Origin of the sequence: Shinella granuli, assembly GCF_004341885.1 — a bacterium.
GTDB classification, from domain to species: domain Bacteria; phylum Pseudomonadota; class Alphaproteobacteria; order Rhizobiales; family Rhizobiaceae; genus Shinella; species Shinella granuli.
In genome coordinates this window covers 15,122-29,276 of the sequence record NZ_SLVX01000004.1, presented here as the reverse complement: position 1 = coordinate 29,276, position 14,155 = coordinate 15,122, and the positions used below count along the sequence as shown (strand labels likewise).

General features: G+C 64.4%; 15 protein-coding genes, 1 tRNA gene and 1 pseudogene. 9 read left to right on the top strand and 8 right to left on the bottom strand.

Features of this window, described 5'->3' with window-relative positions:
* Nucleotides 1-228 precede the first annotated feature (228 nt).
* The 4 genes from EV665_RS08465 (at nucleotide 229) to pyrC (ending at nucleotide 3,884) form a co-directional block, all read left to right on the top strand.
* Nucleotides 229-1,329 (top strand): ABC transporter permease, encoded by a 1,101-nt coding sequence (locus EV665_RS08465; protein WP_064332206.1) that lies wholly within the window; start codon nucleotides 229-231, stop codon nucleotides 1,327-1,329.
* Nucleotides 1,329-2,108, top strand: a complete 780-nt coding sequence (locus EV665_RS08460; protein ID WP_064332205.1) for an ATP-binding cassette domain-containing protein — start codon at nucleotides 1,329-1,331, stop codon at nucleotides 2,106-2,108. The genes EV665_RS08465 and EV665_RS08460 overlap by 1 nt, the downstream gene beginning before the upstream one ends.
* Nucleotides 2,105-2,728: a nucleoside triphosphate hydrolase gene (locus tag EV665_RS08455; protein WP_133033783.1), complete on the top strand. Its 624-nt coding sequence runs from the start codon at nucleotides 2,105-2,107 to the stop codon at nucleotides 2,726-2,728. Before EV665_RS08460 ends, EV665_RS08455 begins: the two co-directional genes overlap by 4 nt.
* A 115-nt stretch (nucleotides 2,729-2,843) precedes the next feature.
* The gene (pyrC, locus tag EV665_RS08450) at nucleotides 2,844-3,884 is read left to right on the top strand and encodes a dihydroorotase (protein ID WP_133033782.1); all 1,041 of its coding nucleotides are present in this window, start codon (nucleotides 2,844-2,846) and stop codon (nucleotides 3,882-3,884) included.
* Nucleotides 3,885-3,945: 61 nt separating this feature from the next.
* Here the strand turns inward: pyrC and EV665_RS08445 are convergent, their stop codons facing one another.
* Complete coding sequence (locus EV665_RS08445; RefSeq protein WP_064332733.1) at nucleotides 3,946-4,707, bottom strand: Crp/Fnr family transcriptional regulator; 762 nt, start codon at nucleotides 4,705-4,707, stop codon at nucleotides 3,946-3,948.
* 186 nt (nucleotides 4,708-4,893) lie between these two features.
* Between EV665_RS08445 and EV665_RS08440 the strand changes: the two genes are divergently transcribed.
* On the top strand, nucleotides 4,894-5,289 hold the full coding sequence (locus EV665_RS08440) for a response regulator (protein WP_133033781.1): 396 nt from the start codon (nucleotides 4,894-4,896) through the stop codon (nucleotides 5,287-5,289).
* On the opposite strand, the gene EV665_RS08435 is transcribed toward EV665_RS08440, so the two are convergent.
* The gene (locus EV665_RS08435) at nucleotides 5,280-5,729 is read right to left on the bottom strand and encodes a DoxX family protein (protein WP_064332201.1); all 450 of its coding nucleotides are present in this window, start codon (nucleotides 5,727-5,729) and stop codon (nucleotides 5,280-5,282) included. The genes EV665_RS08440 and EV665_RS08435 overlap by 10 nt on opposite strands.
* 179 nt (nucleotides 5,730-5,908) lie before the next feature.
* On the opposite strand from EV665_RS08435, the gene EV665_RS08430 reads away from it, so the two are divergent.
* Nucleotides 5,909-6,205 carry an Rdx family protein gene (locus EV665_RS08430; RefSeq protein ID WP_064332200.1) on the top strand — a complete coding sequence of 99 codons (297 nt, stop codon included), beginning with the start codon at nucleotides 5,909-5,911 and terminating at the stop codon, nucleotides 6,203-6,205.
* A 51-nt stretch (nucleotides 6,206-6,256) separates the two neighbouring features.
* Here EV665_RS08430 and EV665_RS08425 read toward each other — a convergent pair whose 3' ends face one another.
* The gene (locus tag EV665_RS08425; protein ID WP_162853015.1) at nucleotides 6,257-6,634 is read right to left on the bottom strand and encodes a BA14K family protein; all 378 of its coding nucleotides are present in this window, start codon (nucleotides 6,632-6,634) and stop codon (nucleotides 6,257-6,259) included.
* Between the two features lie 127 nt (nucleotides 6,635-6,761).
* Between EV665_RS08425 and EV665_RS08420 the strand changes: the two genes are divergently transcribed.
* The 3 genes from EV665_RS08420 (at nucleotide 6,762) to EV665_RS32630 (ending at nucleotide 8,816) form a co-directional block, all read left to right on the top strand.
* Nucleotides 6,762-8,192 carry a phosphohexomutase domain-containing protein gene (locus EV665_RS08420; RefSeq protein WP_133033779.1) on the top strand — a complete coding sequence of 477 codons (1,431 nt, stop codon included), beginning with the start codon at nucleotides 6,762-6,764 and terminating at the stop codon, nucleotides 8,190-8,192.
* Between the two features lie 136 nt (nucleotides 8,193-8,328).
* Nucleotides 8,329-8,413, top strand: a tRNA-Leu gene (locus EV665_RS08415).
* A gap of 226 nt (nucleotides 8,414-8,639) precedes the next feature.
* Complete coding sequence (locus EV665_RS32630) at nucleotides 8,640-8,816, top strand: hypothetical protein (protein ID WP_210234616.1); 177 nt, start codon at nucleotides 8,640-8,642, stop codon at nucleotides 8,814-8,816.
* Nucleotides 8,817-8,960: 144 nt separating this feature from the next.
* Here the strand turns inward: EV665_RS32630 and EV665_RS32815 are convergent.
* The 5 genes and pseudogenes from EV665_RS32815 to EV665_RS08390 form a co-directional block, all read right to left on the bottom strand.
* Nucleotides 8,961-9,926 (bottom strand): annotated as a pseudogene (locus tag EV665_RS32815) (recombinase family protein); the annotation flags it as partial.
* Between the two features lie 523 nt (nucleotides 9,927-10,449).
* The gene (locus EV665_RS08405) at nucleotides 10,450-10,992 is read right to left on the bottom strand and encodes a hypothetical protein (protein ID WP_133033778.1); all 543 of its coding nucleotides are present in this window, start codon (nucleotides 10,990-10,992) and stop codon (nucleotides 10,450-10,452) included.
* 11 nt (nucleotides 10,993-11,003) lie between these two features.
* A complete protein-coding gene (locus EV665_RS08400; protein ID WP_133033777.1) occupies nucleotides 11,004-13,028 on the bottom strand; it encodes a type IV secretory system conjugative DNA transfer family protein in 2,025 nt (674 codons plus the stop codon).
* Entirely contained in the window at nucleotides 13,025-13,417 is a 393-nt protein-coding gene (locus EV665_RS08395) for a hypothetical protein (RefSeq protein ID WP_133033776.1), read from the bottom strand. Before EV665_RS08395 ends, EV665_RS08400 begins: the two co-directional genes overlap by 4 nt.
* Nucleotides 13,417-14,022, bottom strand: coding sequence for a hypothetical protein (locus EV665_RS08390; RefSeq protein WP_133033775.1), 606 nt, complete (start codon nucleotides 14,020-14,022; stop codon nucleotides 13,417-13,419). Before EV665_RS08390 ends, EV665_RS08395 begins: the two co-directional genes overlap by 1 nt.
* Between the last annotated feature and the right edge of the window lie 133 nt (nucleotides 14,023-14,155).

The window sequence follows — 14,155 nt, the reverse complement described above, 5'->3', positions numbered from 1 at the left end:
TTTCCGCTTTGGACGCGGATCGGGTCGCGGCGAAGACCGGCCCTGCTTTGACATTCGCAACAAGACATGGGCACCTTTCATCCCCAGGCTGCGGCGAAAGCCGGCACCGCCCGGGGAGGAGACCGCCCGCAGATGGCGGCAGGTGCGCAAGGCGCCCCAGCGATGCGTCCATGCACCATTTCATCCGGTCAGCCGCGACGGTCGGCGCCGGAAGGGGAGGAGAAGATCATGAGTGAGACATCGACGGTCTCGCAGGGCGCCCAGCCCTCGCAACCCTCGCAGGAATTCGAGAAGGTGCTGTCCGGCAGCGCGACCCAGGTCGCCTCCTTCGATACGCACGACAAGACGCCCGTCCAGAAATTTCAGCATTTCCTGCACGGCAGTCCCTCCGCGGTGCCGCTGATCGTGCTCGTGCTCTCGGTGGCGGTATTCGGCATCATCCTCGGCGGAAAGTTCTTCTCCGCCTTCACGATGACGCTCATCCTCCAGCAGGTGGCCATCGTCGGCATCGTCGGCGCGGCGCAGACGCTGGTCATCCTGACGGCCGGCATCGACCTGTCGGTCGGCGCCATCATGGTGCTTTCCTCCGTCGTGATGGGCCAGTTCACCTTCCGCTACGGCCTGCCGCCGTCGCTCGCCGTCCTGTGCGGCCTCGCCTGCGGCGCGTTCTGCGGCTATATCAACGGCCTGCTCGTCGCCCGCATGAAGCTGCCGCCCTTCATCGTCACGCTCGGCATGTGGCAGATCATCCTCGCCTCGAACTTCCTCTATTCGGCCAACGAGACCATCCGCTCGCAGGACATCTCCGCGCAGGCCCCGCTCCTGCAGTTCTTCGGCAACAACATCCGCTTCGGCGGCGCGGTCTTCACCTACGGCGTCATCGCCATGGTGCTGCTGGTGGCGCTGCTCTGGTACGTGCTGAACCACACCGCCTGGGGCCGCCATGTCTATGCGGTCGGCGACGATCCGGACGCGGCGGAGCTGGCCGGCGTCAACGTCAAGCGCATGCTGGTCTCGGTCTACACGCTGTCCGGCCTCATCTGCGCGCTCGCCGGCTGGGCGCTCATCGGCCGCATCGGCTCGGTCTCGCCGACGGCGGGGCAGTTCGCCAACATCGAATCGATCACCGCCGTGGTGATCGGCGGCCTCTCGCTGTTCGGCGGGCGCGGCTCGATCCTCGGCATGATCTTCGGGGCGCTGATCGTCGGCGTCTTCTCGCTCGGTCTTCGCCTCATCGGCACGGACCCGCAATGGACCTATCTCCTGATCGGCGTCCTCATCATCTCGGCCGTCGCAATCGACCAGTGGATCAGAAAGGTAGCAGGCTGATGGCTCTCGAACCCATTCTCACCGCCCGCGGTCTCGTCAAGCGCTACGGCCGCGTCACCGCCCTCGACCAAGCAGACTTCGACCTCTATCCCGGCGAGATCCTCGCCGTGATCGGCGACAACGGCGCGGGCAAGTCCTCGATGATCAAGGCGATCTCCGGCGCCATCACGCCGGACGAGGGCGAAATCCGCCTCGAAGGCCAGCCGGTGCATTTCCGCTCGCCGATCGAGGCACGCAGCGCCGGCATCGAGACCGTCTACCAGAACCTCGCGCTCTCGCCCGCCCTCTCGATCGCCGACAACATGTTCCTCGGCCGCGAGATCAGGAAGCCCGGCGTCATGGGCCAGTGGTTCCGCAAGCTCGACCGCACGGCGATGGAGAAGTTCGCCCGCGACAAGCTCTCCGAACTCGGGCTGATGACGATCCAGAACATCAACCAGGCGGTGGAGACCTTGTCCGGCGGCCAACGCCAGGGGGTCGCCGTGGCGCGCGCCGCCGCCTTCGGTTCGAAAGTGATCATCCTCGACGAGCCGACGGCGGCGCTCGGCGTCAAGGAGAGCCGACGCGTCCTGGAACTCATCCTCGACGTGCGCCGGCGCGGCATTCCGATCGTGCTGATCTCGCACAACATGCCGCATGTCTTCGAGGTGGCGGACCGCATCCACATCCACCGGCTCGGCCGGCGGCTGACGGTCATCAACCCGAAGGACTACACCATGTCCGACGCCGTCGCCTTCATGACCGGCGCGAAACTGCCCGCCGAGGCCGTCGCGGCATGACAACGGTCAAAACAATCGTGGACGATCTTCTGCGGCGCGCGCAAAACGCGCGCCGCGTCTTGCTCGGCATTGCCGGCCCTCCGGGCGCCGGCAAGTCGACGCTGGTCGAAGCCGTCAGGGAAAGGCTTCTCGCCCGCGGCGAGACGGCGGAAATCCTGCCGATGGACGGCTTTCACATGGACAACGGCATTCTCGCCGAACGCGGCCTCCTGCCGCGCAAGGGTGCACCCGAAACCTTCGACGCCCGCGGCTTCATCGACATCGTCGAGGCCCTGAAAAGGGCACAGGACGAAGTCCTCGTCCCGGTCTTCGATCGATCGCGCGAGATCGCCATCAACGCCGCCCGTGCCATCCCGGCCGATACGCGCTTCATCCTCGCGGAAGGCAACTACCTGCTGCTGAAGGACGCGCCCTGGGACCGGCTCGACGGGAAATTCGACGTCACCATCTTCGTCGGCCCGCCCTATGCGGTGCTGGAGGAGCGGCTGCGCCGGCGCTGGCTCGGCTATGGCCTGCCGGAAGACGAGATCCAGCGCAAGCTCTACGGCAACGACCTGCCGAACGGAAAGCGCATCCTGGAGAATTCCCGCCCCGCGGACCTCACCATCGATATCTTCTGAAACGATTGTCGTTGCGCCCCGCGGATGCTATCGCAGCCGCGGAGCAATTCCGGCAAGAATGCCTGAGCGTTTTGCATCCGGGATTGCCGCAAAGCCAAGGGCGGGAGCAACGCCGATGACCACAGAACTCACCATCCGCCGGCCGGACGACTGGCACCTGCACCTGCGCGACGGGGCGATGCTCGAAGGCGTGATCGGCGACACCAGCCGGCATTTCGCCCGCGCGATCATCATGCCGAACCTCGTGCCGCCGGTCGTGACCACCACGGACGCCGCCGCCTATCGCGACCGCATCCTCGCCGCCCTGCCCAAGGGCGACCGGTTCGAGCCGCTGATGACGCTCTACCTCACCGAGCATACCGACCCCGACGACGTCGAAGCCGGCTATGAAAGCGGCCTGATCCGCGCCGTCAAGCTCTACCCGGCCGGCGCGACGACCAATTCCCATGGCGGCGTGCGCGACATGGACAAGGCGATGCCCGTGCTGGAGCGCATGGCGAAGATCGGCCTGACGCTCTGCGTGCATGGCGAGGTGACGACGCCGGACGTCGACATCTTCGACCGCGAGGCCGTGTTCATCGAGACGGTGCTCGACCCCTTGCGCCAGCGCCTGCCGGAGCTGCGCGTCACCATGGAGCATGTGACGACGAAGAACGGCGTCGACTACATCAAGGCGTCGAAGGCCAATCTCGCCGGCTCGATCACCACGCATCACCTGATCATCAACCGCAACGCCATCCTCGTCGGCGGCATCAAGCCGCACTACTATTGCCTGCCCGTCGCCAAGCGCGAGGAGCACCGGCTGGCGCTGCGCGCCGCCACCACCTCGGGCGACGGGCGTTTCTTCCTCGGTACCGATTCGGCACCGCATGTCGATCCGCTGAAGGAATGCGCCTGCGGCTGCGCCGGCATCTACACCTCGATCAACACGATGAGCTGCCTTGCCCATGTCTTCGAGGAGGAAGGCGCGCTCACCCGGCTCGAGGCCTTCGCCTCGCTGAACGGACCCGCCTGGTATGGCCTGCCGGCCAACGAAGAGACGATCCGTCTCGTCAGGCGGGCGGAACCCGTCGCCTTCCCGGCGAAGATCGAGACGGGCGCGGGGCCGGTGACGGTGTTCGACCCGATGTTCCCGCTGCACTGGGACGTCGCCTGAGCCGTTCCAGCGAACGTGCACGGCGGTCTTGCCTGCCGGGAACTGCGCGGGCAGGTAGGGGTCAGATGAAGGGGCGGGGCTGCTTCTTCAGCCCCTCCCAGCCGGCCAGCGCCAGAAGACCGTCGCTATCGAGGATTTCGCAGCCCTTGTCCTGCCAGCGCATCAGCCCGCGGTCGGCGAGCTTGCGCAGCGTCTTGTTGGTGTGCACGAGCGAGAGGCCGAGCGTATCGGCGACATGCTGCTGGGTGATCGGAATGACCCGCCGCCCGCCATTGACACCCGCCGAATGGGCGCGCTGGTGGATGAAGGAGAGCAGATAGGCCGTGCGCTCCAGCGCCGAGCGCCGGCCGACGCTGAGCAGGTGTTCGTCGAGGATGCGCTCCTCGTGCGCGGCGATCCAGGTGAGGTCGTAGGCGAGCGAGGCATGGCGCTCGAACAGCCGCTCCAGTTTCGAGCGCTCGAAGACGCAGAGCGTGACCGGCGTCAGCGCCTCGACGGAATGGTCCATCTCGCCCATCAGGCTTCCCTGAAGGCCGATGAGATCGCCGGGCATAAGATAGTTCATGATCTGCCGGCGCCCGTCGGGCAGCAGCTTGTAGCGGAAGGCCCAGCCCGACAGCACGGTGAAGAGATGGGCGCTGTGCATGCCCTCGACGAGGATCGTCGCGCCGCGTTCGCTGGAGAGCTCGCCGCTCTTGAACTGCGAGACGAAGTCCAGCTCCCTTGCCGAAAAATCCCGGAAGGTCGAAAGGCTGCGCAGGGGACATTGCTGACAGGGCGTGCGCCACTTGGATTGCTGATTGACCGCCGCACCACCCGCCATCATGCCCCCGCCGGTTTTGATCCTGCCCATCCCCGTGGGCTGAGGCGCAAAACGTCGCGCATGCGCAGTTGTTCCATCGCACCGGCACTATGTCTTTTTTAAATGACACTCCCGGGGTGCAGGCCCACAGTCCGCCTCCTGAATCGCCCCTCCCGGCGGCTCCATATGGACAAGGAGTCCGGCGCCATGAGCCATTCACTTCCGCACATCCTGATCGCCGAACGCGAGTTCCTGATTGCGCTCGACGCGGAATATCTGATCAAGGCGGCACTGCCTTGCCGGACGACCCTGGTGCGGCCCGAACAGCTCACCCAGTGGGACACGGCCGCGCTGGCCGATATCGACCTCTGCCTGCTCGACGTGCCGCTCGATGCCACGCAGATCACGCCGCAGATCGAACGGCTGGTGGAAAAGGGCGTGCCGCTTCTCTTCACCACCGTCGGCGACATCCATCGCGACGGCGTCGAGGGTTTCGAGGTCATTCCCGTCGTCATGAAGCCGCATGACGCCGAGACGCTCGTCGCACGCGTCAAGGCGCGGTTGCGGCCGAGGCCGCAACCGCCGGAAACGGATCAGAACTGACGGCCGAGCTTGGCGTCGACCGAATGGCCGTTGGCGCCGCGGATCACGAAGTAGAACATGATCAGCGTCCACAGGATGGACTTCTCCGCGCCCATCAGGCCCTCGGCCTGCACGATGCCGTGGAAGTAGACGGTGACGGCAAGAACGATCATCGCCGCAAAGGCGGCGGGGCGCGTGAAGAGGCCGATGGCGATGAGGATGCCGCCGAAGAATTCGGTGGCGGCGAGCAGCGGCGACCAGAAGGCGCCGGGATAGAAGCCGAGGCTTTCCACCATGCCGGCGGCGCCGAAGGGGTTGAGGATCTTGCCGTAGCCGTGCGTCACGAGCAGCAGGCCGGCGGCGACGCGCAGGATCGTTTCCGCGCTTTCGCCGAGCGCCGCATAGAGGCCGCCGAGCGAGGGAATGATGAGGCGGGGGCGATGGGTGGCAAGCTCTGTCATGGGATCTCCTGTGAGGATGTTGCAGTGCACCACGTCTCCTTCAGGAATCCGGCTGCGACAAGATGTCCGCCAACAAAACATGATGAATTGAGTTGACAATTCTGTGAGAGGACCGCGAGCGGGCGCGTGCCAAGAGGGCGCCGCTGCTATATGCTTTCGCCATCGACCAGGAGGTGACCATGTCCGGGGAAAAGCCGCGCGTTTCGATTCTCTACTGTACCCAGTGCAACTGGCTGCTGCGCGCCGGCTGGATGGCGCAGGAGCTGCTCTCAACCTTTTCCGACGGGCTCGGCGAGGTGGCGCTCATTCCCGGCACCGGCGGCAATTTCGAGATCCGCGTCGGCGAGGCGCTGGTCTGGGAGCGCAAGCGCGATGGCGGCTTTCCCGGGCCGAAGGAGCTGAAGCAGCGCGTGCGCGACATCATCGAGCCGGGCCGGGACCTCGGCCACACGGACCGCGTCGCCGACCAGGGCTGAAACGGGAACGGCGGGCCGAAGCCCGCCGTCCGCCTGGGATCGCGGCCGTGCCTAGCGATAGGGCGAATAGCACAGGCGATAGACGCCGCCGCCGGCATGGTAGCGGTTGGTGTAGGGGTCGTAGGTGCGGTAACGGTTGGCGCACCAGTTCACATGCGACCGGTTCCCGCCATAGTAGCGCGGCCGCTCGTAGCGCGGGCGATAATAGCGACGCTCATAGCTGTAGTTCGGGCGATAGTGGCGGCGATAGTAACGGCGGTCGCAGCCGTAGCCATAGCAGAACTGCACCTGCGCCTTGGTGACGTCGCTTTTCGTGTCTACCTTCATATCCGGCACGGCGAGCGGGACGGCCTGGGCCGCCCCCATGGGCGTGATCGCGGAGGCAATCCCCATCACGCAACCGAAAACGAGATTTTGAATCTTCGACATGTGATCCTCACTGTTCTGGCGGGATTTTTCCCTGTCACGTCCCTGCTTTGCATTACGTTCACGCATTTTGTTTTATTCATGTCGCACCGTTCACAGGACCGGACGGCAAGAGACATGGGGTGACCGCATGAGCCTGAAATTCGGAACCAGCGGCCTGCGCGGCCTCTCCGTGGATCTTGAAGGGCCGGCCACCGCACTTTATGCCACCGCCTTTGCCCGCCATCTGCTGGCCGCCGGCATGGCGCGGCAGGGCGACGAGATCCTGATCGGCCGCGATTTCCGCCCCTCCAGCCCGGCCATCGCGGCCATCGCGATCGCGGCCCTCCGCAAGGCCGGCCTTTGCCCGCGCGACTGCGGCACGCTGCCGACGCCGGCGCTCGCCCTGCTCGGCCTTGCCCGCAAGGCGGCCTGCCTGATGGTGACCGGCTCGCACATTCCCGCCGACCGCAACGGCATCAAGTTCTACCGGCCGGACGGCGAGATCGACAAGGCGGACGAGGCCGCCATCACCGCGGCCGCCGGGGCGATTCGCAACGAAGGCACGGACCTTCCCGTCACGCCAGAAACCGCCGACGACCTTCATGACGCCGCCATGGCGCTCTACACCGCACGCAACCGCACGCTGTTGCCCGAGCGGGCGCTGGCCGGCCTTCGCATCGGCGTCTACCAGCATTCGACGGTGGCGCGCGACCTCTTCGTTTCCGTGCTCGCCCATTACGGCGCGGATGTCGTTTCGCTCGGCCGCTCGGAGCGCTTCATTCCCGTCGACACGGAGGCCGTCTCCGCGGAAACGATCGCCCTGCTGCGGGATTGGGCCGTGCAGCACGGGCTTGCCGCCATCATCTCCGCCGACGGCGACGGCGACCGGCCGCTCGTCACCGACGAGACCGGCACGCCCCTGCGCGGCGACCTCGTCGGCCTCATCGCCAGCCGCTTCCTCGGCGCCACGACGATCGCGACACCCGTCACCTCCAATTCGGGCATCGAGGCCGCCGTTTCCGGCACGGTGCTGCGCACCCGGGTCGGCTCGCCCTTCGTGATCGCCGCCATGAACGCGGCGGTCGCGGCCGGCGGGACGGCGGTCGCCGGCTTCGAGGCCAATGGCGGCACGCTGACGGCGACCCCCTTTGCCGTGAACGGCCACACGCTCGCCGCGCTGCCCACGCGCGACAGCCTGATGCCGGTGCTCGCCGTGCTGGCGCTCGCGGCGGCGGAGGGGCGGCCGCTTTCGGCGATCGCCGCCGGCTTCGCCCTGCCGGCCGCAGCCAGCGACCGCCTGGAGAACATGCCCGTGGAGACCAGCGCGGCCCTGATGGCGGACCTGCGCTCGGGCGCCGGGCCGCTGGCCGCCTTCCTCGCGCCGATCGGCGTTCCGGCGAAGGTGAGCGACATCGACGGGCTGCGCGTCACGCTGGAGGACGGCAGCGTCATCCATTTCCGCCCCTCCGGCAACGCGCCGGAAATGCGCTGCTATGTGGAAGCGCAGAGCGAGGCCGCCGCCGCGCGCCTGCTTGCGGCCGGGCTGGAACGGATCCGCGCCTGGGCCGTGAGCCACTGAGCCTTTCCCCCGCCCCGCCTCTCCCCACAAAACCGCCGCCGGCTTTCGTGGAAAAGACAGTTTTTGCCAAGCTGTTGCGAAAACTTCAAAAAGCCTGTTGACACCGGCGAGCGGTCCTTCTACATGCCTCTCCGTCGCCCAGATGGCGGAATTGGTAGACGCGCAGGTTTCAGGTACCTGTGCCGCGAGGCGTGGAGGTTCGAGTCCTCTTCTGGGCACCATTCCATTTTTAGACATGTCGATGTCTCCTAACATCTTGAACGGTGTTGAGATTTTGGCGGTTCGATAACCCTCCCCGCGCAGGTAGGGCAACCGCTCGGCAAAGACCAGACGCAGCACTGCCCGCTGGTCTTCGAGACGATCAGAAAGCCAAAGTTTACAGGGGTTTGCGAGGAAATCGAATGCGGTTCGATAAGCTTCGCCGAATGTCTTGAGCGGTTTGCCGCAATGGGCGATGCACTCGGCCATGAGCAGCTTCTGTTTGGTAAGGTCTTTGATTTTCTTCTCATAGGCCGTGATCAGAATTTCGCTGTCGGCTTCGGTGACACGCTCCAGAAGCTGGTCGATCTTCTTTTCAACGGCGGCAATTTCCTTGCGCAGCGCTGCGCCCTGATTCTGCGATGACGACAGTTTCGCGTTCCAAAGGTCGCGGAACATCTGATGCGCGAGATTGAACAGCCCTTCGGAAGGTTTCAAGGACGCCAGCAGTGCCGTGAACTCGCCTTCGATCTTTTCCTTGCGGATGGATTTCCGGTAATCGGGGCATCCTTTGGTATCGCACAGATAGTACGGATAGAGCTTGCTGCGCCCCTTCGACCAATTAGCGGTCATGGCATTGCCGCAGCAGCCGCAGGTGACGAAGCCGCGCAGCGGGAAGTCCTCGCTGATATTCTTCTTCGCCGGAGCCTTGGCCACGCCATCACGGCGATCCTGCGCCGCCTGCCATGTGGCAAACGACACCAGCCCCTCATGCTTGCCTTGCGTCAGACCCACGCCCCAATCCTCGCTATAGACGTATCCGGCATAGACCGGACGCGAGAACAGTTCCTTGATGCGCTCGTAATGGACTTCCCCGCGCCGATCCTTCGGCCAGACGGGCTGGGCTTCGAGGAAGGATTTCACTTCCGAGAACGACTCGAAGCGGCCCGAGGCATAGCCCTCGAATACCTCGGTGAGAATGGAAGCGAACGGCTCGTCACGCATCAGCAGCTTGCCATGGCCGGAACGGCGCTCGAAGCGATAGCCCAAGGGACTGCGGAACGTCCAATAGCCGTTTTGCAACCGCGCCTTCATCCGGTTCTTGGTCTGCTCGGCGTTCTTCTGGCGCTGGTGCTGCGAGACGGACGCCAGCAGGTTTTCCACGAGGATGGAATCGGAATCGTCGCCGAACTCGATAGACGGGCTTTCCAGCTTGCCGCCCGCCTCGCGCAACAGATCGCGCAAATCCCAATGCCCGCGAATATCGCGGCTGAACCGGCTGATGTCGTCGATGATGACGACCAGCCCATCCTTGCGGCGGGTTTTGAGGAATTTGACCATCGCCATCATGGCGGGGCGCATGGCATGGCCGCCGCTCACATCGTCGCGGAACACATCCAAGACCTCATAACCCTTCATCGCCGCATAGTCGCGGCAGCGCCGCTCCTGACTGGCAAGGCCATCGCCCTCCACCCGTTGCTTGACGGACGAGACGCGGCAATACAGCACCGCCTTTTGTTTCTTCTCCAATTGCATCATTGTCATGCCGATGAATCCTCCTTCCCGCGCCTATCGGCGGCATTGGGCCGGAAGGCGCTTGTCAGTCTTTGTTGCTTGTTATGGGTTTCGGACGATCCTATCACACTGGAGGCAGCGGATTCATCTTCGATAGATAAAGAGTCCACATGCCGGGCGCGCAGCACCTGCTGTACCGGATCGTCGCCGAAGGCGCGATCCACGAAGCTCTGCATGATCTGCCAGACAGCAAAGAGCAGTTCGGCCTTACGATCATCCGGCATATCGAAATGCGCGACATGGTGGCGGTACTTCTCGGCATCGAAGACGACATCCGAAGCGACGGGAGGCACCGGCGGGGCGGAAGAGTGGATAGGGATAGAGTTTCCGCCTGTATTGCCTGTCTGCACCGTCTTGCCGCCGTCCTTCCGTCTTTTGCGCCTCTTCTTATCAACCATCTGCCTGTCCTATTCGGGGCTGGCATTAATGAGAACAATACAGGAACATACACCTATATTGCAAGAATAAATTCCTATTATTGCGGCTATTGCTTGTGCTTGAGCCGGTTAGACAGGACGGGGGAGCGGTTATGGAAGATCAGGTGCAACGGATCGGCCTGTTTGTAGCCGCCGAGGGTGCGGGCAATGCGGATATCCCCGATCTTGCCCATGCGCGCGATCAGGCGTTCGCGCAGAAGCGCGGCGGCAGCATCATGCGCGTCGGCCATGGCATCGCGGGACGCCGCCCACGAAGGAGCCGGATGATTGGCGGCGGGCCGGTGCCATGTGGCAAGGACGCGGGCGGCTTCCTTGCCCTGCCAGCGCGGCGCGTGTTTCCTCATATGGTCGATCAGACGGGCTTCCAGTCCGTTGATATAGCGGGTCATGGTCTTGTCCGTGTAATCGAGGCCCTTGGCGCGTTCGGGCACACTGGGGCGGGCAAGATGCCGGTCGGCGACCAGATCGCCGCTCGCGGCGCGGGCGAAGGTTTCCAGCGGGCGCATATCGTTCGAGGGTTTGCGCAGCGCCAGTTCGTCGGCGCTCATGTTGAAGCTGTCGCGGATGACGGGATGCGTTTTGCGCGTCATGGTATTCTCCATCAATAAGCAGGGAAGAAAGCGACGACGGGGCAGCGCCCGTCCGGCGGGGCAATCGTGCGGGCGTGCAGCCCGACATAATCGCAGCGGTGATAGAAGCGGGCGGAATCCGGCCCGCTATAGGTGGCCGTCAGGCGCACATGCGGCGTCGGCAGCGTGGTCAGGTCGATAAAGGTCGCCGCGACCACGAACGGCACCCATGCGAGGTGGCGCAGCCGGACGGGCGGCGTCATGCGCCGCTTGCGCTTGGCCGGTATTGCGGACGGATAGGCCACGCCCTCGATGGTCGGCGGTTCCGGCGGCGTGGTATCCTTGTCGGCATAGCGGATCGTGAAGGCCGCTTCGCCGCGCAGGCGGGTGCCTTCCAGCGGATTGTCCGCGACCTCATCGCGCCACGGCGCTACGCGGCCATAGTCGATCATGGCAAGGCGCATGGGCCGAAGCCCACGCACGAAGACCCACGCATCCCCGCGATCCATGGCGAGGATTTCATCAGGGGTCATGAGCTTGCGGCCAAGCTCGCGGCTCGATACCCCGATATCGGCCACATCCGCCTTGTAGGAATAATCCTGCCGCCGGATGGTGGCCTCGGCCAGCATGTCGGAGACGTGCTTAGCGCGATGGTAGGAGTTCAGCCCCCCATAGATGCGGGTGTCGCTATATGATTCGATAGCATTCGCCGTATCGCGCCCGTATTTGCGGATCAGGCCGTCGAAGGACTGGATATAAAGGTCGGCGCTGATGTGCAGCCCCCTCATAGTCTCCATATCGGAGGCCAGATTGGAAAAACGAAAATTCAGCGCTTCTTCCCCGACGATATGAACGGGATGACCGGCGGGATTGCGTTTCGCCACTTCCAAGAGGCTATGATTGAGTAGCGAGACGACCGGCGCGAAGTCGCGGGCATGAGAGAGCGGGGCCATGACGAAGACGGCAATCTGGCGTTTGCGCATATCGGCAATGTTGACGGTGGCCGTCCGGCCATAGCCCGCCATGCGTCCGCCCTGATTGAAGGCGATCAGGCGCTGCGTCGCCCCTTCGATGAAGGAGTGCGCGTGTTCGGCATTGTTCTTGAGAATATCGAGTAGACTGGCGGCCTGCGTTCTCAGGAAAGCGACAATCGCGTCCTTCGGCATCTTCTTCGGCAGGTTGTGACGAAGCTCCACGAGCCGTTTCGGGAATAGCGCCGGATCGTTCAGCAGCGCGAACACATCGGAGGGCGTGCAGCCCGCCGGATCGAGAATAGCCTGACTCAAAATGCCGACGGTCAGGCAGCGCCGCGAGCCGTTGCGGAAGAAGATATTCTTGTCTTCGCCGCCCGATGGTTCCGGCAGATGCAGATCGGCGAGATCCAGCGCCAGCTTGATCGCGTCCTTGCGGAAGTCGCCCTCATCATGGCAGGCATCGAGCACCGCCTGATAGAGGTTGAGTTCCGTATCGCCGCACAGTTTCAGATGCAGCTTGGCCGGATTGACGCACCAGACTTCAATGCCGAGCGCCTTCAACGCCCGCACCAGCATGGGGGCGAGTTCGGCCTTTACGTCTGGGATGAACAGGGATTTGCCGAGCCGCGCCTGATGCAGCACGGAGCCGATGACGTAATTGACCGTCTTGCCGACACCGGGCGGCATCTCGATCAGCGCGAAGGGCGTCTTCGGCGGTGTGAAGACCGGCAGCAGCAGCATCTTATCGTCATGCCGGTGCAGGCCGAGCAGGTTGCCGCTGGCGGGCCGTTCCATGCCACGCGCCACCAGCTCGTGCCATTCGGCTTCCCGCGCCGTGCCGTGGTCGCTGGAGGCTTCCGCTGCGCGTGCCAAATCGCGCCGCAGCTTGTAATCCTTGACCAGCAAGACCGCCGTGCGGATGCCGGAGGGGATGGACACGGCGAGGCATAGCCCCGCCGTGATCGTTTGCAACAGGCCGCTATCGGCCATCGGCCAGAATTGCCACGCAGCCGTGCCGCCGAGGCCGGAGAGGAATGCGGCCCGATTGATCGGGCCGCTCTTGGGGTGGACGGGCAGGCTCATGCGTCCCGCTTTCCATGGTCGCGGTAGGCCATGGCCTTTTCGACGGCGAGCCGGACGGCCCGCAGCCGCCGGATCGTGCCGAAGTTCATCGCCACTTCATCGTCGCGCAGCGCGAGCGAGTGAACGCGCAGCGTGCCGAACACCAGCGAGGCGGCCAGCGCTGCAATCGCGCAGCCGATCAGCGTGCCGATTTCCTCGGCGAACAGGTAGCGGCGGAAGATGAGCGCGAAGCCAATCACGCCCGCCGCCGGAAGACCGGCAAAGAGCAGCAGCGGGCGGCTGACGGAGACATATTCGACCTGGCCCAGGGCATAGGTCTTGCGCGGGGTTTTCAGCATCGACTCGCTGACCTCGAAACCGCCGCCGGAATAGAACACTGTGCGTTCCATCACGCACCGCCTTTCAAGCCGCAGGCACCGGCATTGAAGGCTTGGCCCATGCGCTGGTCGAACGCCTTGACGGATGCGGGCGTGATGAAGGTCAGGGTGCCGGAATAGATGGCCCAATCCGTGCGCGTGTCGGCTATCGCGGCGTCGGCCACGCAGCCGCACATATCGCCCGCCTTGCCGAGCGTGGTGGCGGTTTCTTGGCGGATACGCTCTTGCGCCGCCTCATACGCCGCCTTGGCGGCCCGCTTGCTGTCTTCGATTTCCTGAAGAACGAGGCGCGCGCCCTTGTCGATGCCGAACGGGTCTTTCCCGCCCGACATGATGCGCAGTTGATCCATCCATTCGCTATTGTAGAGATTACGCGCCTGTTCGATGGCGAGTTCCTGCATCGCGTCGAGCTTCGGCATCCGCACCTGACTGGCGCGCTCTTCGCCCGCCGCCGCGACCATGGCCTTGAAGTTACCTTCGCAGACAGGAACGAAGTCCGCATTTGCCACGCGGCTGGCGACCTCGGGGCCGATCACCACATAGTTGGCACCCGCCCACACGGCGACGGACGCGAGCAGCGCCTTCGGTGCAATATCGGAAAATATGCTCGGTATCATGTGCTTCTCCTGCACTTGGGGTTGCATTGACCGGAGAAGCGCGGAACGATGCCGAAGCAAAAAATCGAACCGCGTATTCGCCGGTTCGATTCCAATAAACAGTGCTGTTCAGAATATCTGAGACAGCGTTGTA

Excerpts from the sequence above, each read along its gene's own strand:
- EV665_RS08465 (WP_064332206.1), top strand. The coding sequence starts at position 229 with ATGAGTGAGACATCGACGGTCTCGCAGGGCGCCCAGCCCTCGCAACCC.
- EV665_RS08460 (WP_064332205.1), top strand. The coding sequence starts at position 1,329 with ATGGCTCTCGAACCCATTCTCACCGCCCGCGGTCTCGTCAAGCGCTAC.
- EV665_RS08455 (WP_133033783.1), top strand. The coding sequence starts at position 2,105 with ATGACAACGGTCAAAACAATCGTGGACGATCTTCTGCGGCGCGCGCAA.
- pyrC (WP_133033782.1), top strand. The coding sequence starts at position 2,844 with ATGACCACAGAACTCACCATCCGCCGGCCGGACGACTGGCACCTGCAC.
- EV665_RS08445 (WP_064332733.1), bottom strand. The coding sequence starts at position 4,707 with ATGGCGGGTGGTGCGGCGGTCAATCAGCAATCCAAGTGGCGCACGCCC.
- EV665_RS08440 (WP_133033781.1), top strand. The coding sequence starts at position 4,894 with ATGAGCCATTCACTTCCGCACATCCTGATCGCCGAACGCGAGTTCCTG.
- EV665_RS08435 (WP_064332201.1), bottom strand. The coding sequence starts at position 5,729 with ATGACAGAGCTTGCCACCCATCGCCCCCGCCTCATCATTCCCTCGCTC.
- EV665_RS08430 (WP_064332200.1), top strand. The coding sequence starts at position 5,909 with ATGTCCGGGGAAAAGCCGCGCGTTTCGATTCTCTACTGTACCCAGTGC.
- EV665_RS08425 (WP_162853015.1), bottom strand. The coding sequence starts at position 6,634 with ATGTCGAAGATTCAAAATCTCGTTTTCGGTTGCGTGATGGGGATTGCC.
- EV665_RS08420 (WP_133033779.1), top strand. The coding sequence starts at position 6,762 with ATGAGCCTGAAATTCGGAACCAGCGGCCTGCGCGGCCTCTCCGTGGAT.
- EV665_RS32630 (WP_210234616.1), top strand. The coding sequence starts at position 8,640 with ATGGGCGATGCACTCGGCCATGAGCAGCTTCTGTTTGGTAAGGTCTTT.
- EV665_RS08405 (WP_133033778.1), bottom strand. The coding sequence starts at position 10,992 with ATGACGCGCAAAACGCATCCCGTCATCCGCGACAGCTTCAACATGAGC.
- EV665_RS08400 (WP_133033777.1), bottom strand. The coding sequence starts at position 13,028 with ATGAGCCTGCCCGTCCACCCCAAGAGCGGCCCGATCAATCGGGCCGCA.
- EV665_RS08395 (WP_133033776.1), bottom strand. The coding sequence starts at position 13,417 with ATGGAACGCACAGTGTTCTATTCCGGCGGCGGTTTCGAGGTCAGCGAG.
- EV665_RS08390 (WP_133033775.1), bottom strand. The coding sequence starts at position 14,022 with ATGATACCGAGCATATTTTCCGATATTGCACCGAAGGCGCTGCTCGCG.